Annotated in this window: 14 protein-coding genes and 5 pseudogenes; 7 read left to right on the top strand and 12 right to left on the bottom strand. The window is 60.8% G+C overall.

What is annotated here, in order from left to right:
* Positions 1–92: 92 nt before the first annotated feature.
* The 5 genes from CUJ91_RS31565 to CUJ91_RS31545 form a co-directional block, all read right to left on the bottom strand.
* A complete protein-coding gene (locus CUJ91_RS31565; RefSeq protein ID WP_114158132.1) occupies positions 93–1,970 on the bottom strand; it encodes an ABC transporter ATP-binding protein in 1,878 nt (625 codons plus the stop codon).
* Positions 1,967–2,878: an ABC transporter permease gene (locus CUJ91_RS31560; protein ID WP_114158131.1), complete on the bottom strand. Its 912-nt coding sequence runs from the start codon at positions 2,876–2,878 to the stop codon at positions 1,967–1,969. The genes CUJ91_RS31565 and CUJ91_RS31560 overlap by 4 nt, the downstream gene beginning before the upstream one ends.
* Positions 2,875–3,828: an ABC transporter permease gene (locus CUJ91_RS31555; RefSeq protein WP_114158130.1), complete on the bottom strand. Its 954-nt coding sequence runs from the start codon at positions 3,826–3,828 to the stop codon at positions 2,875–2,877. Before CUJ91_RS31555 ends, CUJ91_RS31560 begins: the two co-directional genes overlap by 4 nt.
* Before the next feature lie 146 nt (positions 3,829–3,974).
* Entirely contained in the window at positions 3,975–5,552 is a 1,578-nt protein-coding gene (locus CUJ91_RS31550) for an ABC transporter substrate-binding protein (protein ID WP_114158129.1), read from the bottom strand.
* A gap of 107 nt (positions 5,553–5,659) precedes the next feature.
* Positions 5,660–6,556 carry a GNAT family N-acetyltransferase gene (locus CUJ91_RS31545; RefSeq protein WP_114158492.1) on the bottom strand — a complete coding sequence of 299 codons (897 nt, stop codon included), beginning with the start codon at positions 6,554–6,556 and terminating at the stop codon, positions 5,660–5,662.
* Positions 6,557–6,897: 341 nt separating this feature from the next.
* Here CUJ91_RS31545 and CUJ91_RS31540 point away from each other — a divergent pair, with 341 nt between their 5' ends.
* The 6 genes and pseudogenes from CUJ91_RS31540 to CUJ91_RS31515 all read left to right on the top strand — a co-directional run bounded on the left by CUJ91_RS31540 (position 6,898) and on the right by CUJ91_RS31515 (position 12,853).
* Positions 6,898–7,866, top strand: coding sequence for a LysR substrate-binding domain-containing protein (locus tag CUJ91_RS31540; RefSeq protein WP_114158128.1), 969 nt, complete (start codon positions 6,898–6,900; stop codon positions 7,864–7,866).
* A gap of 140 nt (positions 7,867–8,006) precedes the next feature.
* Positions 8,007–8,411 (top strand): annotated as a pseudogene (locus CUJ91_RS31535) (type IV secretory system conjugative DNA transfer family protein); the annotation flags it as partial.
* Between the two features lie 300 nt (positions 8,412–8,711).
* Entirely contained in the window at positions 8,712–9,842 is a 1,131-nt protein-coding gene (locus CUJ91_RS31530) for a DSD1 family PLP-dependent enzyme (protein WP_114158126.1), read from the top strand.
* Positions 9,843–9,983: 141 nt separating this feature from the next.
* Positions 9,984–11,384 carry an aminotransferase class III-fold pyridoxal phosphate-dependent enzyme gene (locus CUJ91_RS31525; RefSeq protein ID WP_114158125.1) on the top strand — a complete coding sequence of 467 codons (1,401 nt, stop codon included), beginning with the start codon at positions 9,984–9,986 and terminating at the stop codon, positions 11,382–11,384.
* Positions 11,371–11,598, top strand: a complete 228-nt coding sequence (locus CUJ91_RS31520) for an Lrp/AsnC ligand binding domain-containing protein (protein ID WP_244231134.1) — start codon at positions 11,371–11,373, stop codon at positions 11,596–11,598. The genes CUJ91_RS31525 and CUJ91_RS31520 overlap by 14 nt, the downstream gene beginning before the upstream one ends.
* 282 nt (positions 11,599–11,880) lie before the next feature.
* Positions 11,881–12,853, top strand: a pseudogene (locus CUJ91_RS31515) (ornithine cyclodeaminase family protein).
* A 156-nt stretch (positions 12,854–13,009) separates the two neighbouring features.
* Here CUJ91_RS31515 and CUJ91_RS31510 read toward each other — a convergent pair.
* The 4 genes and pseudogenes from CUJ91_RS31510 to CUJ91_RS31495 form a co-directional block, all read right to left on the bottom strand.
* Positions 13,010–14,446 (bottom strand): annotated as a pseudogene (locus CUJ91_RS31510) (NAD-dependent succinate-semialdehyde dehydrogenase).
* Between the two features lie 358 nt (positions 14,447–14,804).
* Positions 14,805–16,379, bottom strand: a complete 1,575-nt coding sequence (locus tag CUJ91_RS31505; RefSeq protein ID WP_114158123.1) for an ABC transporter substrate-binding protein — start codon at positions 16,377–16,379, stop codon at positions 14,805–14,807.
* Between the two features lie 149 nt (positions 16,380–16,528).
* Entirely contained in the window at positions 16,529–17,593 is a 1,065-nt protein-coding gene (locus CUJ91_RS31500) for an NAD(P)-dependent alcohol dehydrogenase (protein WP_114158122.1), read from the bottom strand.
* Between the two features lie 56 nt (positions 17,594–17,649).
* Positions 17,650–17,994, bottom strand: a complete 345-nt coding sequence (locus CUJ91_RS31495; RefSeq protein WP_425273896.1) for a cupin domain-containing protein — start codon at positions 17,992–17,994, stop codon at positions 17,650–17,652.
* Positions 17,995–18,218: 224 nt separating this feature from the next.
* On the opposite strand from CUJ91_RS31495, the pseudogene CUJ91_RS34995 reads away from it, so the two are divergent.
* Positions 18,219–18,518 (top strand): annotated as a pseudogene (locus CUJ91_RS34995) (IS5/IS1182 family transposase); the annotation flags it as partial.
* Positions 18,519–18,698: 180 nt separating this feature from the next.
* Here the strand turns inward: CUJ91_RS34995 and CUJ91_RS31485 are convergent.
* The 3 genes and pseudogenes from CUJ91_RS31485 to CUJ91_RS31475 all read right to left on the bottom strand — a co-directional run.
* Positions 18,699–19,100 (bottom strand): annotated as a pseudogene (locus CUJ91_RS31485) (beta/alpha barrel domain-containing protein); the annotation flags it as partial.
* A gap of 144 nt (positions 19,101–19,244) precedes the next feature.
* Positions 19,245–20,855 carry an aldehyde dehydrogenase (NADP(+)) gene (locus tag CUJ91_RS31480; protein WP_114158121.1) on the bottom strand — a complete coding sequence of 537 codons (1,611 nt, stop codon included), beginning with the start codon at positions 20,853–20,855 and terminating at the stop codon, positions 19,245–19,247.
* Positions 20,856–20,922: 67 nt separating this feature from the next.
* Positions 20,923–22,278 (bottom strand): MFS transporter, encoded by a 1,356-nt coding sequence (locus CUJ91_RS31475; RefSeq protein ID WP_114158120.1) that lies wholly within the window; start codon positions 22,276–22,278, stop codon positions 20,923–20,925.

Raw genomic sequence — 22,278 nt, 5'->3', positions numbered from 1 at the left:
GCCTGTCGGCACATATCTGAACCATGTAGCCGCGACGCGCGGGATCAGGGTGGCGCGTCCAATATGAAGCGCGCCACCCTGATCCGAAGCTGCTACGTACCCGCGATCTCCCGCGCAACGCTGCCCAGTTCCGCCTGCAGCGAAGCAAGATCGTCTTCAGTCCGATGACACAGCACCTGCGCGCCGTTGCTGAAGGTCCGCAGCGACGGCGCGGTGCGGTTGCACAGTCCGTCCATGCGCACCGCGCAGCGCGAAAGAAAGGTGCAAAGAGCCGGATCCACCGAAATCTCGCCGATCGGCGCAAGGGGCCGGTGGCAGCGCTCGCTCGCTTCGTCGAGCCAGCCCGCGCGCGGCTCCGGCGCCGACGACACCAGCAGATGCGAATAAGGATGCAGCGGCGCAGTCAATGCATGCTGGTCTCCCGATTCGACCCGATGTCCGGCGTACAGCACGACGATGTCGTCGCTGATGGCCCGGACTTTCGCAATGTCGTGCGTGATGAAAAGGTACGAGACGCCAAGCTGCTTTTGCAGATCACGCAGCAAATCGAGAATCGCCGCGCCGACCACCGTATCGAGCGCCGAGGTCACCTCGTCGCACAGAATCAGGTCGGGCTCCGCCGCGAGCGCACGGGCGAGATTGACCCGCTGCTTCTGACCGCCCGACAGCTCCGTGGTGCGCCGTTGCGCGACAGCTGCCGGCAAGCGCACCAGATCGAGCAACTCGGCAACCCTGCGTCGCGCCTGTGCGGCATTCATCCCGTGGTAGAACGCGAGCGGTCGTGCGAGCGTGCGCTCGACCGTGTGGACGGGGTTCAGTGCGGTGTCGGCATTCTGGAAAACAATCTGGATGCGCCGGAACTGGTCGGGCGTGCGTCCATGCAGACCCCGCGACAACGGTTTGCCGTCGAGCAGCAGGCTCCCGCCCTGCGACGGCACCAGTCCCGCGATGACCTTGGCCAGCGTCGACTTGCCCGAGCCCGATTCGCCGATCACGCCTACCGTCTGACCGCGATGAATCGTCAGATCAAGGTCGTTGAGCACCATCTTCTCAGGCCAGCCTTTTGCACTGCGCCGCCCATAACCGGCGGCGATGCGGCGCATCTCCAGCAAGGGCCGACCGATGGGGTTCGCTTCGTTTGCATCAAGGCCTTGCTTCCGGGGAACCGCAGGCGTCACAGCAGCAACAAGCCTTTGCGTGTACGGATCCGCCGGCGCCTGCAATATCTGCGCGGTCTCGCCGAGTTCGCGAATCAGGCCGTCGCTGAGTACCGCGATCCGGTCCGCCATCTGTCCGACCACGGCGAGATCGTGCGACACGTAGACCGCCGTCATGCCTCGCTCGCGAATCACCGAGCGGAAAGCGCGCAGTACGTCAACTTGGGTCGTCACGTCGAGCGCGGTGGTCGGCTCGTCGAGAATCACGAGTTCGGGATCGACGATCAGCGCCATCGCGGCCATCAGCCGTTGCAACTGCCCGCCCGACACCTGATGCGGATACCGCTCGCCAATCGCGTCCGGCTCGGGCAGCGACAGCGCACGAAACAGTTCGACTGCCTTTTTTCTCGCCTGCTGGCGGGACATCGTTCGATGAATCAGCGCGCTTTCGATTACCTGTTCAAGTATTCTCCGTGACGGGTTGAAGGCCGCCGCCGCACTCTGCGCGATATAGGCGACCCGGCCGCCTCGCAGCGCTTCGAGTCCCCGGGCACTGAGCCCAAGCACGTCGATTTCACCGATACGCACCGAGCCGCCCGCGATCCGGCAGCCCCCTCGCGCGTAACCCATTAGCGACAAGGCGATCGTCGTCTTGCCCGAGCCCGATTCGCCAATCAGCGCCAGTACTTCGCCACGCGCGATATCGAGATCAATGCCGTGCACGATGGTCGTGTCCGGCTGGCCGACGCGGCTCCCCACTACCCGCAGGCCTCGCACAGCAACGTGCACGCCCGGTTGAGAATGGCTGCTCATGCGCGACCTCCACGGGATTTAATGCCGACACGCTGGCCGCGTCGCGGCAATCCGTCGACAAACAGATTGACGCCGATCGTGAGCATCGCGATCGCGATTGCTGGAAAGATCACGACGGGCGTGCCTTCACCGAGCCCGGTCATGTTTTCACGGACGAGCGAACCGAGATCGGCGTACGGCGGCTGCACGCCGAGTCCGAGAAAGCTGAGGCTCGAGAGCAGCAGCACGATGAACGTGAAACGAAGGCCAGTGTCAGTCAGCATCGGATGAATCATGTTTGGCAGCATTTCGACACACGCGATGTACAACACGCTCTCGCCACGTGCCCGCGCAACCTGGACGTATTCGAACGTGCCGATGTTGACTGCGAGCGACCGTGCGATGCGATAGGCGCCGGGCATGAAACTTACTGCCGCAGTCAGGATTAGCAGCGTCAGCGACGAGCCGAGCGCGGCGACGAACATCAGCGCAAACATCTTCGACGGTATCGACGTGAACGCGTCCAGAAACCGGCTGAGTGGTTCGTCGACCGCCGGCCCGCATACGGCAGAAACCAGACCCAACAGCGTGCCGACTATTGCTGACAGCACCGCCGATGCCAGCGCGAGCGACACCGTCAGCCGCGTACCGAGAATGACCCGGCTTAGCATGTCGCGGCCGAGGTAGTCGGTGCCCAATGGCGTCTTTGCGCAGAGCGGTCCGTACAACTCTGTCGAGACGATCGCCCCCACCTGGTGAGGCGCAAGCCCGGGCGCGAACAACGCGATGAAGAGCGCCACGGCCACCATCAGTGCGCCGAGCCAGCCGCCCGCCGACAGGCGCACGCCGCTCAGCCACCTCGAAGACGACGACGGCGCGTGGTCGGTAGCGTCCGCTGTCTCACTGGAACGAGTTCGTGAAAATGTCATGTCCGCAACCTCGGATTGGAAACGATTGCGCACAGATCCGCGATCAGGACCAGCAGCAGATAACCTGCACAGAACAGCAGTGTGCACGCCTGAACGAGTCCGAGGTCGCGATTGCTGACCGCGTCCACCATCAGGCTCGCGAGTCCCGGATAATTAAAGATTGTCTCGACGACGATCACCCCGCCGAGCAGATACGAAAGGCTCAACGCAATCGCATTCGCTATCGGCCCGATCGCGTTCGGCAGGGCGTGCAGCAGGATCACGCGGGTAGGACGCGCGCCCTTCAGGATCGCCATCTCGACATACGATGCACTCAGTTGCTCCAGCACGGCGGCTCGCGTCATGCGTGTCATCTGTGCAATGACGACGGCGCAGAGCGTCATCACCGGCATCGCGTAAGCTCGCAACAGATCGTGCAGGCTGTGTATCTCGCCGCCATAAGACAGCGCCGACAGCCAGCGCAGCTTCACGGCGAGCACCAGCACCGCGACCGTTGCAATCAGGAATTCGGGCGTCGCGATTAGCGACAACGTACCCAGACTGATCACGCGGTCGAGCCAGGTTTCACGATTGACCGCGGCGACGATGCCTGCCGTCACCGCAACCGGAACCGAGACGAGCGATGTAATCGCCGCGAGTTCGAGCGACTTCGGCAAACGTCCTTCGATCAGTTCAGCAACCGGCAGATTGCTTGACGACGACATCCCGAAATCGCCGTGTGCGAGCGCCATCAGCCAGTGGACATACCGCAGCCACGGAGGTTGATCGAGGCCGAACTGATGGCGCAGCGCGGCGACGGTCTCGGCAGTTGCGGATTGACCGAGAGCCGCCTGCGCCGCATCGCCTGGAAGCAGGTTGGTGATCACAAAAATGATCCCCGACACTAGCAACAGTGTCAGTATCGCCGCCCCGATGCGCTGTATAACAAGGACCGCCATGCCGCGATTCATTAGCCACCTCAGTTCACATTGCAAACAGCAGCGAAGACGGTCTTCGCTGCCGCGTCACGCGCCCGTGCCAAACGCATTCGGGCAAAGGACTGCTGCCCTAGCGTCGAGCAACGGCCCATGCTCCGTCGAACGATTGCGCCGCTGCGTTACGCGTTCCACCAGACGTATTCAGCGAACGCGCCACCCATCATTGCCCCGGTCGGGATTGACCCAAGCCCCTGCAGCCGGGTGTCGTACGCATCAAGGAAGCTCAGGAACGCCGGAATACCGATGCCGCCCTGTTCGGATACGATCACCTGCATGTCGCCATACATCTGCTTTCGCTTCGCCTCGTCGGTCTCGGAGCGGGCCGAGACCAGCAGTTGATCGAACTTCGGGTTGTTCCAGCCGCTCTCGTTCCACGGAGCGTTCGACTTGAAGAATTGGCTGAATAGCACGTCGGCGCTCGACCGCGGATTCACGTTGCCGAAGCCGAGCGGATGCTTCATCCAGTGATTCGACCAGTAGCCGTCGGAAGGCACGCGGTTGACGTTCAGGTTGACGCCGACCTTCGTGCCGGCTTGCTGCAGCAGTTCGCCCATTTCGATCGAACCGTTCGCGTCCGTCGTCGCGTAAATCGAGGGCAGCGCGATGCCGAGCGCGCCCGCTTTCTGAAAATGGAACTTCGCCTTGTCCGGGTCATACGGCCGCTGCGGCAACGACGCGTTGAAATATCGATGGTCCGGTTGAATCGGTTGATCGTTCGCGATCACCGCGAAGCCCTGGAACACCGTGCTACGTAATTGCTCTCGATCGAACAGGAATTTCATGCCCTGCACGAAATCCGGGTTGCCTGTGATCGGGTTGTCGCGACGCATGATAAGGTCCGTGTACAGCCCCGACTTCGTCTCCTTCATCGCGTAGCCTTGCGCCGAGCTTATACGGCGCGTCTGACGCGGATTCACCGAGTTGATCAGATGGACGTCGCCCGCGAGCAGCGCGTTGACACGCGCGGCATCATCGCTGATACCGATCAGCTCGATCTGGTCGAGATACGGGCCCGCCCCAGTTCTCCAGTAGCTGTCGCTGCGTACGCCGATCGTCGACACCCCCGGTTTGAACGACTTCAGCCTGTAAGGTCCGGTACCGACGGCTGTCGTGAAGTTCGTCGTGCCGGCCTTCACGATCACCAGTTGCGGCGTAGCCAAAATGACCGGCAAATCCGCATTCGCCGATTCGAGCGTCAGGGTGACTTCGTTAGGGCCGGTTTGTTTCGCGTCAGTGAACTGCTCCGCGAGCACCTTCACCTTGGACGCCGTATTCGGATCTTTGTGACGCATCAGCGAATAGACGACATCTGCGGGCGTCAGCGGCTTTCCATCGTGGAAGGTCACGCCTGGACGCAGCTTGATGACCCACACACGGCCGTCGTGCGTATCAATGCTCTGGGCGAGATTCATCTGCGGCGTCAGCGAGCCATCCAGATGCGTGAGGCTACTGTAGAACGTAAAGCAACGAATGTAGTCAGATCCGGACGACGCCTTTGCCGGATCCAGGGTGTCTGCTGTGGATGACGTGTCGTATGCCACGCGGATTGAACCGCCTTTCTTCGGCGTCGGCGCGGCAAAAGCGCGTGAAGCGGTACCCAACCAGCCACCGCCTGCAACCGCCATCCCGCCCACCGACATCAGTCTAAGCATGTCACGACGGTTGATGCCGCCGTTCCTTCTTGCATCCTCGTTCATGCTGAACTCCTCGGTAATTCATCAATATGGACCGGATGGCCCGGCGACGCCCGTGCGGCACCATCTCGCATGGAGATCAATCTCGTCGCGACACGCCTTCCGACTGATCAGAACATGGCCTGGCTGATCAGGCCGTACCAGCCAAAATCTGGATTGGGTGCGCCGCGATGCGCGTCACCCGGTGCATTGCGCACCATCTTGACGATCGAGTCGGCACACGTGAGACCTTGCGATGTAAGCCAGTCGTTGAGGCTCGAGCCGTCCGGCACGTCAACGCGGATGTATTCGTTCTCACGCCCGGCGAGCCAGTAGCCGATCAGTGCCTTTGCATTGATATCGCCCTCGGAAGCAGCGGCGATCACAGGGCCGACCACGTAACCGCGGCCAAAAAGACGGAACACAGAAAAGCCGGCGATCGCGCCGCTGTATTCGAGTATCACGCACGAGCCGACCTTGAACAGCGCGGTCAGCATCGCCTGCCGTTCGAGGCCCGTCGCAAGTGTGGCTAGCGCCGTGAGTTCCCCGATATCGCCCGGCCTCGCTTCGCGCAAGTTGAAACCTTCCGGCAGCGCAACGGGAAAGGATTCAGTGACGCGTCCCTGATGTTGCTTCAGCATTCCGCAGACGTTGAAGCCGAGCTTCTCGTACAGCGGCTTGCCTTCCGGTGTCGCATGCAGGAACGTGACGCGCGAGCCGGCTTCTTCGATCAGCATTTCCATCAGCTTGCGGCCAATACCGCGCCCCTGATACGCATCCGACACGATCACGAGCCCGAGCGACGCCCGCTCCGGACCGTGCTTCCAGCACAAAGCCGTGCCGATGACCACGCCGTCCAGCTCGGCGACGAAACCGGTGCCGACGTCCAGCGCGAATTGCCAGTCTTCGGGACGATGCGGCCACGATACCGCGAGTGACATCTTCTGCGCAGTAACAATGTCGCCCGACATCATCGGACGGTAGACCGGCGATGCGTTCGCCACGCTCTGATTCACTGCTTCATTCATCTTCGTATGCATACCTTAATGTTCATCGATTGATGCCCACCTGAATTCAGCCGTGCGGGGCAGGCGGCAGCGCCATCTCACTAGACCGATTATCCCCGATCAAAATAAATTTCAATTAACCGCAAACTAACTCACCGTTAAACCAAAGTTAATCAAAGACTGCGTCTCCCGGAGCGATTATTGAGCACTCGAACCACTCCGCGCGCGCTGGCGTATACCCTGCTACCACAACGAGAGTCATAACGTTCACGGTGCGCGCGGCGGCGGAAGTAAGAAAAGGATAAGTTTCCCGATTTTTGGCGTGTTTAATATCTGGTGAACTTTTGATTAAAGGCGGTTTAATGATCGAACTCGACGACATGCGGCTGTTCCGCGCGCTTGGCGGTTCGCGCTCGCTCGCCGCGGCCGCGCGTCTGCTGAATCTGACGCCCCCTGCCGTATCGGTCCGCCTGCAGCGCCTGGAAGAGCGCCTCGGGCTGCAGCTCGCGGTGCGTGAAGCACGTGGCGTGACGCTCACCGACGAAGGTCTGAAGCTGCTCGACGAGTCCATAGACATACTCGAGCGAATCGAATCGATCGCAAGCCGCGTCGCCGAACAGTCGGGCAGCGTCAGCGGTCACCTTCGAATCGTCGCGCCGTTCGGCTTTGGCCGCGCGCACGTCGCGCCACTGGTTCGCCGGTTGCATCTGTCTTACCCGAACCTGGGCGTGTCGCTCGTCCTGGCTGAAAGCCCTTTGTCGGCTGCGTCGGGGGCCGATGTCGTGCTGTCGATCGGGGCGGCCAAGTCGTCGTCATGGGTCAGTCACTTCCTTGCGCCGAACGAACGCTTCCTGTGCGCAAGCCCGGAGTTCGTGCGGCGTATCGAACAGCTGGATCACCCGGCAGACCTTCAACGCTACGAATATCTGACGCTTCGTGAAAACGACGAAGACGTCACGCGATTGCGCTTCATGCCTGCTGGCGACAGCCATAAGCCCGGCGCGAAAGGTATCACCGTCAGATTGTCCGGTGCGCTGTCGTCGAACGACGGCACCGTGATCAGCGAATGGGCCGCGAACGGCCTGGGCGTCATCGAGCGCTCCGAATGGAGTGCCGCTGGATCGATTGCGTCGGGCAAGCTCGTCCGGTTGCTGCCGCAGTGGCGGCTCGAACCCGCGCCGATTCTTGCGCTGCTGCCCTCGCGTCACGCAGTGACGAATCGTCAGCGGCTCTTTCTCGAGGCGGCGAAACGTGCCTTCGATCCCGCACCGTGGCGCCAGGCGGCCGGACTCGATCCCGGTCTAACAACCGGTCTGCCTTCTGTTAGGTAGGGCTGGAAACTGACTTCTCTAGTGGGACCTCCACCCGGGCAGCAGACGGTCGACTATCGACGCTCCGCGCCTGTGCCCGGCAAGGAGCTCGCATTTTTTCACCGGGTCCACGATCGACTGACAGATAGCCAGAGGATGGTATCTTCGACACCGGTGGCGCAATCGCTGGTGGCAGCGGCTTGGTCGCCGTGGTGGTCGCCATCGCCGTGTCGGTGCGGAGCTCGCGGCGGTCGAAGCTGGTCAAGACCTATGACTCGGCACGTTGGACCGAAGCCGCCGACATTCGCAACGCCAGCCTCGACGAGCCTGCGGGCGTGTTCCTGGGCCTGCATCGCGGCCGGTACCTGCGGCACGAAGGCCCGGAACACGTCCTGACCTTCGGGCCCACGCGCTCGGGCAAGGACGTTGGCCTGGTGGTGCACACGCTGTTGAGCTGGCCGGCGTCCGCCGCTACCCAAGAAATCAAGGTCGAGAACTGCCAGATCACTGCCGGCTTGCGTTCGCGCTTCTCGCACTGCCTGCTATACAAGACAAATGCGAAGTCACTCCCATTGTCAAGCGAGCTCGACGCTGGCAATCGAGGCCGTACACCGGTGAACAAATACAACGCAGTGCTGTGCGGCGACCGGACCTATCCCGGTTTCCATCCTCAACACTGCAATCCGCCGCGAAAACACAGATTAGCCAGCCAACGCTGCGCCGTTTGCATTTAACCGGGTTTAACGACCGCTTTATCGTCTGTTAAACACAAGCCGAAAGCTGACTTTTATAGTGGGACCTTCATCCAGGCAGCAGACCGTCGCTTTTCGACGTTCCCGGCCTGTGCCCAGCAAGGAGCTCCCATCTTGAATCTGCAGTCATTGAACACCCCTGCCGCGCTGATCGACGTCGCGCGCATGAACCGCAATATCGCGCGCATGCAGCAACGTCTCAACGCGCTCGGCGTCGCGTTCCGCCCGCACGTGAAGACCAGCAAGTGTCAGCCCGTGGTGCAGGCGCAGATCACCGCCGGTGCGCGCGGCATCACGGTCTCCACGCTGAAGGAAGCCGAACAGTTCTTTGCCGCCGGCATTCGCGATATCGTGTACGCGGTGGGCATTGCCCCCAGCAAGCTGCCGCAGGCGCTCGCGCTGCGCCGGGCCGGCTGCAATCTCAAGCTCGTTACTGACAGCGTCGCGAGCGTCGATGCAATCGTCGCCTTCGGCCGCGAACATGGGGAGATTTTCGAGGTGTGGATCGAAATCGACGTGGACGGTCACCGCTCCGGCATCGAGCCGGAATCCGACTCGCTCCTGCCCGTCGCCTCCGCGCTCGTCGAGGGCGGTATGCGGCTCGGCGGCGTGATCGCGCACGCAGGATCGAGTTACGACTACGATACGCATGAAGCTCTCGTGCGGATCTCCGAGCAGGAACGCGCCGGCGCTGTGCGCGCCGCGGAGCGCCTGCGCGAAGCCGGTCTGCCGTGCGAGGTTGTCAGCATCGGATCGACGCCGACCGCGCTCGCGGCCGAACACCTCGAAGGCGTGACCGAAGTGCGCGCGGGCGTCTATGTGTTTTTCGATCTCGTCATGCATAACGTCGGCGTGAATGAGACTTCCGAAATTGCGCTCAGCGTGCTGACAACCGTCATCGGTCATCAACCGGAAAAAGGTTGGGCGATCGTCGACGCCGGCTGGATGGCGATGAGCCGCGATCGCGGCACGCAGCGGCAAAAGCGTGATTTCGGCTACGGCCTCGTGTGCAGCGAAAACGGCGAGGTGCTCGGCGGCTATCTGATGACGGGCGCGAATCAGGAACACGGTATCGTCTCGCGCAGTGGTACGGCTGACCTCGACATCGAGCGTAGTTTCCCGATCGGCACGCGTCTGCGGATTCTGCCCAACCATGCGTGCGCGACCGGCGCCCAGTATCCCGATTACGTCGCGCTCGCACCGGACGGCGAACTCGAAACGTGGCCCCGTTTTCACGGCTGGTAAGCACGTCAACGCGTGAAGCACGCAGGCATCGACTCGCGTCGTAGCGCCGGACAAGTCGCAATGATTCGCCTCGATGCTGCCCGCCGCCTGCAAGCTCGCCCGGCAGCGAACACCTTAACCGACTACATTCTGAGCCCTCATATGTCTCACTCGCATCTGATCGAAGCCGATCGCCGACATCTCATTCACCCGGTCGTCAACTACCGCTCGCACGAGTCTCGCGGCGTCACCGTACTCGCCTCCGCCCACGGTATGTTCCTGCGCGATGCGTCGGGGAAGGAACTGTTCGACGCGTTCTCCGGGCTCTGGTGTGTCAATACCGGCTACGGTCACGCGAGCATCGTCGAAGCCGCCGCGCGGCAAATGACGAAGCTTCCATATGCGACCGGTTACTTCCACTACGGCTCTGAACCGGCGATCCAACTCGCCGCGTTGCTCGCCGAAAAGAGCCCCACGTCGCTGCAGCGCGTGTATTTCACGCTCGGCGGATCGGATGCGGTCGACTCGGCAATCCGCTTCATCACGCACTATTACAATGGCACGGGCCGTCCCTCAAAGAAGCAGTTCATCGCGCTCGAGCGCGGCTATCACGGCTCGTCGACGACCGGCGCCGGGCTCACCGCACTCCCCGCTTTTCATCGCCATTTCGATCTGCCACTTTCGACGCAGCACCATATTCCCGCGCCATACGCGTATCGCGCCAACTATGCGAACGATGCAGAGCTGATTGGCGCATCCGTTGCCGCACTGGAATCGAAAGTCGTCGAGCTTGGCGCGGACAACGTCGCGGCCTTCTTCTGCGAGCCCGTTCAAGGTTCAGGCGGCGTGATCGTGCCGCCCGTTGGCTGGTTGAAGGCGATGCGCGACGCGTGCCGCCGGCTCGACATCCTGTTCGTCGCAGACGAGGTGATTACCGGTTTCGGCCGTACGGGCCCGCTGTTCGCATGTGACGCGGAGAAGGTCGAGCCGGACCTCATGACGGTTGCGAAGGGACTGACCGCAGGATATGCGCCGATGGGTGCGGTGCTGATGTCGGAGACGGTCTATCGCGGCATCGCCGACGCCGATGCTGTCGCGCCGGTCGGCCATGGTCAGACCTATTCCGCGCATCCGGTGAGCGCGGCAGTCGGACTGGAAGTGATGCGGCTCTATCACGAGGGCAGATTGCTCGCGAACGGTGTCGCGCGCGCGCCACAGTTTGCTGCAGAGCTCGAGGCGCTGCGGGAGCATCCGCTCGTCGGCGATGCGCGTCATCGAGGAATGCTCGGCGCGCTCGAACTGGTTGCCGACAAGGCGAGCAAGCGGCGCTTCGATCCGGCGCTCGGGCTGCCCGAGCGGATCGCAGCCGCGGCCTACGAGAACGGCATCGCATTCCGCGCATTCGCTGACGGCATCCTCGGCTTTGCGCCGGCACTATTGATGAGCGCGGACGAATGCGACATTCTGTTTGCTCGCCTCCGAAAAACGCTCGATGACGTGCTGATGCAAGCGGATGTCCGCGCCGCGGTGCGTGATAAGGCGAGCGCAGATGAGTTCGCATGATAAGAACGGTACGGTCCCGGCTCGCGCCCATGAGTCAGCACGTATCGGATTCGCCAAAGTCACCCTGCGCAGTGATCGTCGGGCGGACACCCTACGCTTCGAAAACGCGATTCGCGAATTAGACGATGTGCTCGAATGCTTCAGAGTCGCCGGTCCATTCGACTATCTGCTGAAGTTCATTGCGGCGGACCAAAGTGGCGTCGCAACGGACTGACGGATGCGCTTGTTGCCGGGGATTTCAGTGTTGCGTCGTGCAGTAGCCGCACGATGACCGATACCGTGTTTGTCAAAACTTTGCCTTGGCCGGCCAGGCTCGTCCGCATTGTCTGATTCATTTTTGACGTATCTCGACGCAAACGCCTGACCGGTTTGCGAGACGGAATACAGCCTTGCAATCGTGTACGGTGCTTTTAGCGCTGTGACGGCTCGGGCCGCAGGCGCGATCGCCGGCCAAATTTTCCAGCGCTTTATCGTTCAAGCATCTTCGTTTTTTGCCATGCCCACTGACGCACACCTTCTCCTGCTTGACAACGAAACCGTCGAGTTCGCGCTGCAAACCGAAAACGTACTTGGCGCGGTTCGTGAAGCGTTCATTCTGCATAGCCAGGGTGCTGGCCGCGTATTTCCAGTCGTGCGGGAAAAGCTCGACGCCGGCGGGGTCTTCGGCATCAAGGCAGGCGACGTCGCCGAACAAAACCTTCTGGGTTTCAAGGCGGCGGGTTTCTGGCCAGCAAACCGCGAGAAAAACGGTGAGCCGCATCAGGCTACGGTAGTGTTGATAGATCCGGCAACCGGCCGACCTCTCGCGATCATGGACGGTAACGCGATTACCACGATGCGCACTGGCGCAGCGGGCGCGCTCGGTCTAAAGACCCTCGCGCGATCCGACAGCACTCGTCTTTGCGTCTTCGGCACTGGCGTGCAGGCACGAATCCAGCTGATGTACGCGCTACGCGCCGTTCCGACGCTGCAAAACGTCCAGTATGTGACACCTACAGGCGAAGCCGAAGAAAGCTTCGAGGCTCTTTTCCGCGACCGTTGCTCGATTCGCATTGCGCAGAACAGAAACGATGCCGTTGCAGCAAGCGACATTGTAATCACCGCCACGCCCGGCATGGAGCCGTTGTTCGACGCCTCAGCCATCCAGCCCGGAATGCATCTGACCTGTGTCGGTGCAGATACTAAGGGAAAGCGCGAGTTGCCTCCAACCGTTCTCGAACGCGCCCGCGTTTTTGTCGACGACGCTCAACAGGCCCGAGCGATCGGCGAGTGTCAGTGGAGCGAAGGCGTTGCATGCACGGAGATTGGCGACCTGCTTGCCGGTGCTTTGAAGTTCGAACGCAATCGCCGTGACATCACCGTCTTCGATATGACCGGCCTTGCCCTTCAGGACCTTACTGTAGCTCGCATGATTTACCAAAGCGCGCTCGCGGGGTCGAAAGGGAACGAGTATTCCCTGGCCGTGGTGACGCAAAAACTGCTTACAAAAGATGGTCGAGCGCCGATCACGTAGCGATCGGTATTGCGAAGTGCCGCAGCTGTGAACGCACCCTCCACGCGCTTCGAATCAAGCGCCGTTTCGTCACGCGAAGCAGGCGCGGCGTTCAGACCGTGCCGTCATCGCATCAATCGAGCTGCCCTTGGCAAACGTACTTGATGTGTAAATACTCGCCGATGCCATGGCGCGATCCTTCGCGGCCGTAGCCTGAGTCTTTGATTCCTCCGAACGGCGCGGCCTCGGAAGCAATAGCGCCCTCGTTCACGCCGACGATGCCGCTCTCGAGTGCATCGGCAAGACGCCAGATACGGCGGATGTCGGTCGAGTAAAAATAGGCGGCAAGACCGAACGGCGTCGCGTTTGCTGCAGCCACTACTTCAGCTTCGTCACGAAAGCGCGTAACCGGCGCAACCGGACCGAAGGTCTCTTCGCGTGAACATTCCATCGACGCGGTGACCTCAGTCAGAACGGTCGGCGCAAAGTAATTGGCGCCGATGCATTGCGCAGACTGCACACGATGACCGCCAGTCATGACCTTGGCACCTCTGGCCAGCGCATCTTTGACGTGGCCTTCGATCTTGTTGACTGCGCGCGCATTGATCATCGGCCCGATCTGCGATTCAGGATCCGTCGGGGGCCGACCTTGAGTGCTGCCACGCGTCGGGTCAGCTTGTCAACGAAGGCATCGTGCACGCCGTTCTGCACGTAGACTCTGTTCGGGCATACGCATGTTTGTCCACTGTTGCGGAACTTTGCTGCCATCAGCCCATCGACCGCCGCGTCGAGATCTGCATCGTCGAACACGATAAACGGCGCGTTGCCGCCTAATTCAAGCGACAGTTTCTTCAGTGTATCCGACGAGCGGCGCGCCAGATGCTTGCCAACCGGTGTCGACCCCGTAAAGGTGATCTTGCGCACGCGTGCATCGTCGAGCCAGACATCGACAATCTCGGGCGTCTGCTCACGCGAAGCGGTCAGAATATTCAGCACGCCGTCCGGAACCCCGGCAAGATTGGCGAGATGCACCAGGGCGAGCGACGTCAGAGGCGTGTCCTCCGCCGGTTTGCAAACGACCGTACAACCGGCCGCCAACGCCGGCGCGATCTTGCGCGCGATCATCGCGGCGGGGAAGTTCCACGGCGTAATTGCGGCGACGACGCCCACCGGCTCACGGAGTGCGAACATGCGTCTGCCAGGCACCGGCCGCAGGAATGATTTCTCCGTCGATCCGTGTTGCTTCTTCGGCGAACCATTCGACGTAGCTCGCTGCATACAGCACCTCGGCCTTTGCTTCCGTGAATGGCTTGCCCTGCTCCTTCGCGATCAGGCGACCGAGGTCCTCGACATTGTCGACGATCGCGGCATGCCATCGCCTGATAATCTGAGCGCGCTTTTTTGCAGGGACTTTGCGCCACGCCGGAAATGCTGCATGCGCAACATCCAGGGCGCGCTTCGCGTCGTCAGCTGCGCTATCCGGTACCGTCGCGAAAAAAGCATCGGTAGCGGGATCGACGACCGGAAAGCTCCGACCGGTCCAGACTGCTGACCCACTCGCCGCCCACATAATTTCTGTCGCGTAGCAGGTCGGTGTTCAGAAGAGGAAGTGGCATCGGTGGCATGGTGGTCATCTGATAGAGGGATTGAAGTTCGGTGTGGTCACTGGTTGATGCAGATACTGCGAGGACGCCTCGCGATAATTTTTCTAATGTCGAGCGACCCCTCATTATCGAGGCCGGACGTCGAGCGTGTTTACCGCACGATTCGCAGACAGCTAATCGGGCGTTAATGGGTGCCTCGATCGTCCTAAAGCGGGTAGCCGAGAAGAAAAGCCGCAACCCTCACTTTTTGGATCGAGTTGCGGGTTCGCCCGAAGTCCAACTACGCAGGAAGTTCCGACTCACAACAAACCGCTTCAGCGTCACTTACGCACTCCACCACGTGTACTCTGCGAACGAATAACCCATCAGAGGCCCGCTCGGAATCGACTCAAGACCGTGAAGGCGATTGTCGTGCGCATCGAGCAGACTGATAAACGCTGGAATACCGATCAACCCGCTATTCGACACGATTTCCTGCATGTCGCCGTACATCTGCTTACGCTTGGCGTCATCCGTTTCCGAGCGCGCCGCAAGGAGCAACTGATCGAATTTCGCATTCGACCAACCAGACTCGTTCCATGCAGCATCCGATCTGAAGAATTGCGTGAACAACGCGTCGACGCTCGCGCGCGGCCCGATATTGCCGAAACTGAGCGGGTGTTTCATCCAGTGATTCGACCAGTAGCCGTCGGAGGGCACGCGATTGATCGACAGATTTAGCCCAATCTTGGAGCCCGACTGCTGAAGCAACTGAGCCATGTCCACCGAACCGTTGGCCGTCGGCGCTGCGTAAATCGGCGGCAAGCTCACACCAAGTGCGCGCGCCTTCGTAAAGTGAAACTTCGCCTTGTCGGGATCGTGCTGCCGTTGGGGCAACGTTGCATTGAAATACCGATGAAACGACGGGACCGGCTGGTCATTGCCGATCATCGAGCAGTCGCGAAATACTGCTGTGCGGATTTGATCACGATCGAACAGATACTTCATTCCCATCACAAAATCTGGATTGCCGGTGATCGTATTGTCCTTGCGCATGATCAGGTCAGAGTACTCGCCCGACTTCGTTTCGAGCAGCGTGTAGCCCGCCGCCGACGAAATGCGTTTGGTTGCCCGCGGGTCGACGTTATCGATCAGATGAACGTCGCCGGCAAGCAACGCGTTCGCTCGCGCAGCGTCGTCTCCGATACCGATCATTTCGACCTGGTCAAGGTACGGGAGGCCCGGTTTCCAGTAATTTGGATTGCGGACCCCCAGAGTCGAAATGCCGGGCTTGAACGATTTGACCTGATAAGGGCCGGTGCCGTTCGCCGAAGTGAAGTCGGTCGCGCCCGCCTTGAGGATCACGAGTTGCGGGGTCGCGAGGATGGTCGGCAGATCCGCGTTCGGCGAAACGAGGATGAGCGTTAGCTCATTCGGACCAGTCGCTATCGCGTCCTTGAACTGATCCGCCAGCGTCTTTACTTTCGACGCGGTGGACGGAAGCTTGTGCCGCATCAGCGACCAGGCAACATCGGCCGGTGTCAGCGGCGAGCCATCGTGAAACGTGACGCCCTTGCGAAGCTTGACGATCCAGGCCGTGCCGTCCTTGCTCTCGATCGACTCCGCGAGATTCATCTGCGGCGTCAGATTGCGATCGAGTTGCGTGAGGCCGCTATAGAACATGAAAAAGCGGATGTAATCAGATCCGGTAGAGCCTTTGGCGGGATCCAGCGTGTCGGAGGTGGACATCGAGTCGTACGCGAGACGAATATTGCCGCCGCGCTTCGGCGCAGACTCGGCGATCGCCAGCCCCGACATCGTGCCAAATCCAGCGCCCACGGCAAGCGCGCCAGCGCCTGCCATCAGACGCATCATCTCCCGCCGGGACATACCTGCAGCTTTGCTAGCGAACTCTTTCATGCGAAGCGCTCCATAAAACGACCAGATGTTCCCAGAACGACACCACGTTCCCCGCGGGCCTCGCGCGAACCTGTGACCAGACAAGGCCACGGGCGGCTGTAAATCGATTGCTTACTTTTCGGACAATTCAGATCTAAGACCGCCGACTGTCATGCGGCGTCGTTCTTCAGCGAGGCCATGTTGATGACAAATCGGTATTTGACGTCGGCCGCCAGCATCCGGTCGAACGCCGCGTCTATCTGCTGAATGTCGATCATTTCGATATCGCAGACGATGCCGTGCTCGCCGCAGAAATCAAGCATCTCCTGTGTCTCCCGAATCCCGCCGATGTACGAGCCAGCGACGGTCCGCCGTTTCATCATCAACGCAGTGGAGTTCAGTGGCGGTTCTATTACGCCAAAGTGGCCAATCATCACCAGCATGCCGGAGGTTTGCAGCGTCGCCACGTACGGGTTGATGTCGTGCTTGTAGGGCACGGTGTCGATGACCAGATCGAAAGAGCCTTTGACGGCAGCCATCTGGTCGCCGTCGGTCGACACAACGACGCTATGTGCGCCCAATGTGCGCGCATCGTCTTCCTTGCCCGCCGTGCGGGTAATGAGCGTCACATCGGTGCCCATTGCGCGCGCGAACTTCAATGCCATATGACCGAGGCCGCCAAGACCGACTACCGCGACGCGCGAGCCCGGCTTTGCGTTCCAGTGACGCAGTGGAGAATACGCGGTGATGCCGGCGCACAACAATGGCGCTGCAGCCTTCAGATCGAGACCCTCCGGCATCTTCAGCACGAATCTATCGCCTACGACGACCTGTTCGGAGAAGCCGCCGTAGGTGCGCAAGCCGTCATGCCTGTCGAGGTTGTTGTAGGTCGAGGTCGCACCTTCGTCGCAATACTGCTCCAACCCGGAGCGGCACGGCCGGCACGCCTGACACGAATCGACCATGCAGCCGACGCCAACGTACTCGCCGACCGCAAAACGTGTAACGTCCGCGCCCGCCGCCGTAACTCGCCCGACGATTTCATGTCCGGGCACCATCGGATACTTGGCGCTGCCCCAGTTATTACGTGCACCATGAAGGTCCGAGTGGCACACACCGTAGTACAGCACCTCGATCACCACGTCGTCGGGCCGCGGACTGCGCCGCTCGAAGCCGAATAGTCGGAGCTGCATATCGGACGAGCGGGCGGCATAGCCGCGAATCGCAATTCCCATGAACCTCCTTCGTGTTGACAATAGTGGCGCGAGCGGACCGTAAGCCCTTGACCAGATCAGAGAATGACGTAGAACTTGCGCATGGTTTCCGGCATTTCCCAGAGGCCTTGCGTGTTGGCTGCGAAGAAGAGCGTATCGCCCGGGGCGAATTCGACGGGCTGCTCGCCGTCGGCCGTAAAGCGCCCATGTCCTTGCAAAATGTGCATGACTTCGGGCTGCATCACGATCCGGCGATAAGACCCGGCCGTGCATTCGAAGATGCCCGTGTTGATCGATTCGGCCCCAGCGACCGCCTGCCGCAGACCACGCATCGCAATGTCCGCGCCGTTAAGCGACGCGATGGTGCCACGGTCTTCCAGGCCGGCAAAAACGCTGCTATTGGGAATGCGAGTGACTTTCACGGGTGCTCCTTCCGTTTGATCCGTTGTGTGGTGGATTTGAGCGACCCGGATCGTGGTGAACAAATCGTTCAAGCGCGCGACTCAACTATAGGAAAGCAAAACCATGCTGGGTTTAATTGACATTAAACGCGCGGTTAATGCAGACTGAACGGCACGGAAGGAGCGCGGGGCGACGGCTGATGCGCCCGTGTGTTGTTCACTTAGACCCCAACAAAATGTCTACGGGGTATCCCAACCGCGTATCCTCCAGCCCGTCCCGACCGGCAATGCCAGCGCAATGTCGAGATGATGCGGCTCACACGGCGTCTAGCGCCAGCTTTCAAGACGATCGTCGACTTTCGCCGCGACAATGGCCCGGCCGTTCGCAACGTATGCCGTCGCTTCGTCAAACTTCGTCGCTGCCTGAAGCTACTATCCGACGACATGTTGGCGGTCGACGACAGCAGGTCTAGGTCAGTGAGCGCCGGGACATAAACTGTAAGGCAGGGAAGTTCGACAAGCGTCAGCAACAGATCGAGGAGAGCTGAAGCCGGATGTAAACGGGCGCTAGGGGCTACGCGCACCGTAGGCTGGTCGTCAGTGGAAGTCTTTGGCGGCAACCGTGACGCCGTAGTGACCGCGCAGATTTTTGCGGCGGGGGAAACAGCGACGGACTCTCGCTCTTCCCGACCGACGGCTTTACTCTGGAAAACCGATGCTGCGTCCATGATCCAGAAAAGGTTCGCGTTCACGTCATGGCCGGCACGTTTGAGCATGGCCACCGCCGACTCCGTCTGAGCGTTACCGGCACCGCCCCCGAATCCCTTCAGACTCCCGTCAATATAAGTTGTGCCCTCATCAATAGCAGCGAGGATGTTGCCGTTTGCGAGCCCCAGGTTGTTGTGCGGATGGAATCCGATCGGAATCTTTAACGCCTTGCGAACAGATCTAATGCGCTCGGCTACTTCTGAGGGCAACAGATGACCTTGTGATTCCGCGAGGTTAATGTACCCAGCGCCGTAGGACTCGAGTTTGCTCGCTTGCTCTGCAAGGCGTTGCGAACTCGTCGCCTCACAAGTCCTTGCCAACAACCGCCCGTGTGGCCAGCAGACACCTGCACCAAGCATGACTGTATGTGAGCCGCCCGCCCCGTCCGATCTCGGTCGGGAACGTATGCCCACGGCGGAGATTCGTCGGCATTCATGCGCCTATCCGCCATCGAGGCCAATGCGCGGCCGCGATGCGCTGGCTCGCGTATCGTGGGCAGTCCCCTAACCCGTGAAATCCCTGCACCGCACTGGCCGCGAAACCTCACCGTCGACGTAGCGCCACAGAGCCAATGAATTGGACTCCTGCACTGCTGACGGCAAAAGAGCATCTGGCAAATCCTGATAGCAGACCGGGCGAAGAAACCGATCAATTGCGGTCGCACCCACCGATGTGAACATGGCATTCGATGTGGACGGGAAGGGACCGCCGTGCACCATCGCATGGCATACCTCGACACCCGTTGGAAAGCCATTTGCGAGGATGCGCCCTGCCTTGCGCTCGAGCACCGGCAGCAGACGCTTTGCTTGCGGATAATCAGCGGCGTCGATCTGCAGCGTCACCGTCAATTGCCCTTCCAGATGCTCGGCGACCTCCAGCAGTTCATCGAAATCATGCGCATGAACCACAATCGACGCCGGGCCGAACATCTCCTCTCCAAGCTCACGCGTAGCAATCAGGTGTTTTGCATCAGTCACGTACAGCGTTGCCTGCGCGGCGTTCGGACGCTCGCCGGCCGGCACGCCTTCGGCCCGCTTTGCGACGCCGTCGATCGTCTCGACCCTGTGCGTCCCACTGCGGTATGCATCGAAAATTCCGGGCGTCAACATTGTTTGCGCCGGCCTGGTCGCGAGCGCCTCGCCTGCCGCCTCGATGAAGCGTTCTAGATCGGGACCATCGATAGCGAGCACAAGCCCCGGGTTCGTGCAGAACTGGCCCGCACCCATCGTCAGCGAATCTGCAAACGCCCTGCCGATTGCTTCGGCACGACTTGCGAGTGCGCCCGGAAACAGGAACACAGGATTGATACTGCTCATCTCGGCATACACCGGAATAGGTTCGGGGCGTGCATTGGCAATTTGCACCAGTGCCAGACCTCCTTGACGCGAACCGGTGAATCCGACCGCTTTGATAACAGGATGCGATACCAACGCCTCGCCGAGCTTGCGGCCCGCGCCGAACAGCAACGAGAAAACGCCCTCGGGCAAGCCTTCCTCCCGCACGGCCGCCTGAATGGCGCGGCCAACGAGTTCTGCGGTACCGAGGTGTGCACCGTGCGCCTTGACGATGACTGGAGCGCCGGCCGCGAATGCCGACGCTGAGTCGCCGCCCGCTACCGAAAAGGCGAGCGGAAAGTTGCTCGCGCCGAAGACCGCCACGGGGCCGAGCGGCATCTTGGCAAGACGCAGGTCTGCACGAGGCATGGGCTGACGCTCGGGCTGTGCGTGGTCAATCGTGGCAGCGAGGAAATGACCGTCGCGCACGACTTTCGCAAACAGTCGAAGCTGGTTCACCGTGCGTCCGCGCTCACCTTGCAGGCGCTGGAAGGGCAAGCCGGTTTCGGCATGCGCTCGCTCGATCAGTTCGTCTCCAATGTCCAGAATGTTATCCGCGATAGCCTCGAGGAAAGCCGCGCGCTTCGCGAGCGGCGCATTCCGATATGTATCGAAGGCTGCGGCCGCGAGCGCAGCCGCCTGTTCGACTTCCTCCGCACCACCCATGCCGAAAGATGGTTCAGCGATGTCCGAATTGGTCGCTGGATTGAACGCGAGTTGGCTGCTCTCGGTTCCACGCACAGTGGAAAAACCGATTAGCATTTCGCCAGTAAGGGTCATTTCGATGTCCTTGGTAAAAGTGCAATCATTCACACACTGCCAGGTTCGGTGCAGCGTGGACTTGTCTTTAACGCGGAGCGACGCCCCCGCTGTCCCGATCCCTGCGAGTCTCTTCGCTTGCACTCTTGCTAACAAATAGCAAAGGCACGATGGCGAGCAGGCACATCACCGCGAGCGCGCAGTAGTGGACGACCCAACCGGCATGACCGATGATGTAACCGGAGACTGGCGATACAAGCATCCCTGCAAGCCCGAAAGCAATTCCGATCATCAGCCCCATGCCCGAGCCGGCGGCCTGTTCCGATGAATCAATCACCATGGCATACGCGACCGGAAACGGCGCGTTGCGGAACAGGCCCCACGCGAGGAGAAACATCCAGGCGCTCGCGGCCGAGTCGATTCGCAACAGAAGCAGCGTGGTCAAGGCACAGGCAATAGCGAGCACAATCAGCGTCGGTTTCCTGCCGATCCGGTCGGAGACCATTCCCCATACCACCTGCCCGATCCATCCCGTCAGTCCCGATACGCCAGAAATCAGCGCTGCCTGAGAGATACTCAGGTGAGCGATCTCGGTCAGGTACGACGTCATAAAGAGGACGATACCCAGTTCGGCTACAAGAAGCATGAAGATCGAAGCGATTGCCAGACCCGTATTGCGATGGCCGAATGCGGCCTTGATTGCCCCCATTGGCCGCTGAAAGTTGCCGCGTTCGCCGACCACGCGTGCTGGGGTCGTCAGATGATTCGCCCGCATCCACGCAAATGCCTTCTCCTGATTACGCCGAGTTCCGATAATCAACTGGGCGACGATCACAACCACGCCAATGAGCGGAATCAGCGAAAACGCGTCGGTCCATTGACCATAGTGCAGCACCAACGCGATCAGGACACCCGAGAGAAACTGCCCGATTGGAAAACCGGTGTGATGTACGCCTACGGCGAAACCACGATTTTCCTTCTGCCACCAGTCGCTCACCAAAGCCACGTTGACCGGCTCTGCTCCTCCGCGGCTTAGCCCCATTGGGATGCGCCAGATCTGGAACCACAGAAAGCTTCCAGACATCAGCGCGGTCAGTAAGCCGCCCACGACGGCGAGGGCGTAAGCGGCGATCCAGGTGTAGCCGCGTCGGTAACCGCTGCCTATCAGATCCGATGCGACACCGAAGCCGACCGCGCCGATCATGGAACCGAAAGCGAAAATAGTGTTGATGAGACCAGCCTGCACGTTTGAAAGGCCATACGTCATTTTGATTGAGGGAAGCACTGCCGGCAGAATCTGCCCGTCGATCGAAATCATCAGGACCGCCAGCGTCGTGATCAACAGCATGGTCCACGACGTCCAGTGCGCCCGCGGCCACCAGGACGTACTGACCGGACTGCACTCGCTGGCAATGTCTCCTGCCAACTCGAACGGCTTTTCCAT

The sequence above is a fragment of the Paraburkholderia graminis genome, from assembly GCF_003330785.1.
In the GTDB taxonomy this organism is placed as follows: domain Bacteria; phylum Pseudomonadota; class Gammaproteobacteria; order Burkholderiales; family Burkholderiaceae; genus Paraburkholderia; species Paraburkholderia graminis.
The sequence above is the reverse complement of the archived record's forward strand: the minus strand, read 5'-3'. Positions and strand labels throughout refer to the sequence as shown.

Excerpts from the sequence above, each read along its gene's own strand:
- CUJ91_RS31565 (WP_114158132.1), bottom strand. The coding sequence starts at position 1,970 with ATGAGCAGCCATTCTCAACCGGGCGTGCACGTTGCTGTGCGAGGCCTG.
- CUJ91_RS31560 (WP_114158131.1), bottom strand. The coding sequence starts at position 2,878 with ATGACATTTTCACGAACTCGTTCCAGTGAGACAGCGGACGCTACCGAC.
- CUJ91_RS31555 (WP_114158130.1), bottom strand. The coding sequence starts at position 3,828 with ATGAATCGCGGCATGGCGGTCCTTGTTATACAGCGCATCGGGGCGGCG.
- CUJ91_RS31550 (WP_114158129.1), bottom strand. The coding sequence starts at position 5,552 with ATGAACGAGGATGCAAGAAGGAACGGCGGCATCAACCGTCGTGACATG.
- CUJ91_RS31545 (WP_114158492.1), bottom strand. The coding sequence starts at position 6,556 with ATGAATGAAGCAGTGAATCAGAGCGTGGCGAACGCATCGCCGGTCTAC.
- CUJ91_RS31540 (WP_114158128.1), top strand. The coding sequence starts at position 6,898 with ATGATCGAACTCGACGACATGCGGCTGTTCCGCGCGCTTGGCGGTTCG.
- CUJ91_RS31525 (WP_114158125.1), top strand. The coding sequence starts at position 9,984 with ATGTCTCACTCGCATCTGATCGAAGCCGATCGCCGACATCTCATTCAC.
- CUJ91_RS31520 (WP_244231134.1), top strand. The coding sequence starts at position 11,371 with ATGAGTTCGCATGATAAGAACGGTACGGTCCCGGCTCGCGCCCATGAG.
- CUJ91_RS31505 (WP_114158123.1), bottom strand. The coding sequence starts at position 16,379 with ATGAAAGAGTTCGCTAGCAAAGCTGCAGGTATGTCCCGGCGGGAGATG.
- CUJ91_RS31500 (WP_114158122.1), bottom strand. The coding sequence starts at position 17,593 with ATGGGAATTGCGATTCGCGGCTATGCCGCCCGCTCGTCCGATATGCAG.
- CUJ91_RS31480 (WP_114158121.1), bottom strand. The coding sequence starts at position 20,855 with ATGACCCTTACTGGCGAAATGCTAATCGGTTTTTCCACTGTGCGTGGA.
- CUJ91_RS31475 (WP_114158120.1), bottom strand. The coding sequence starts at position 22,278 with ATGGAAAAGCCGTTCGAGTTGGCAGGAGACATTGCCAGCGAGTGCAGT.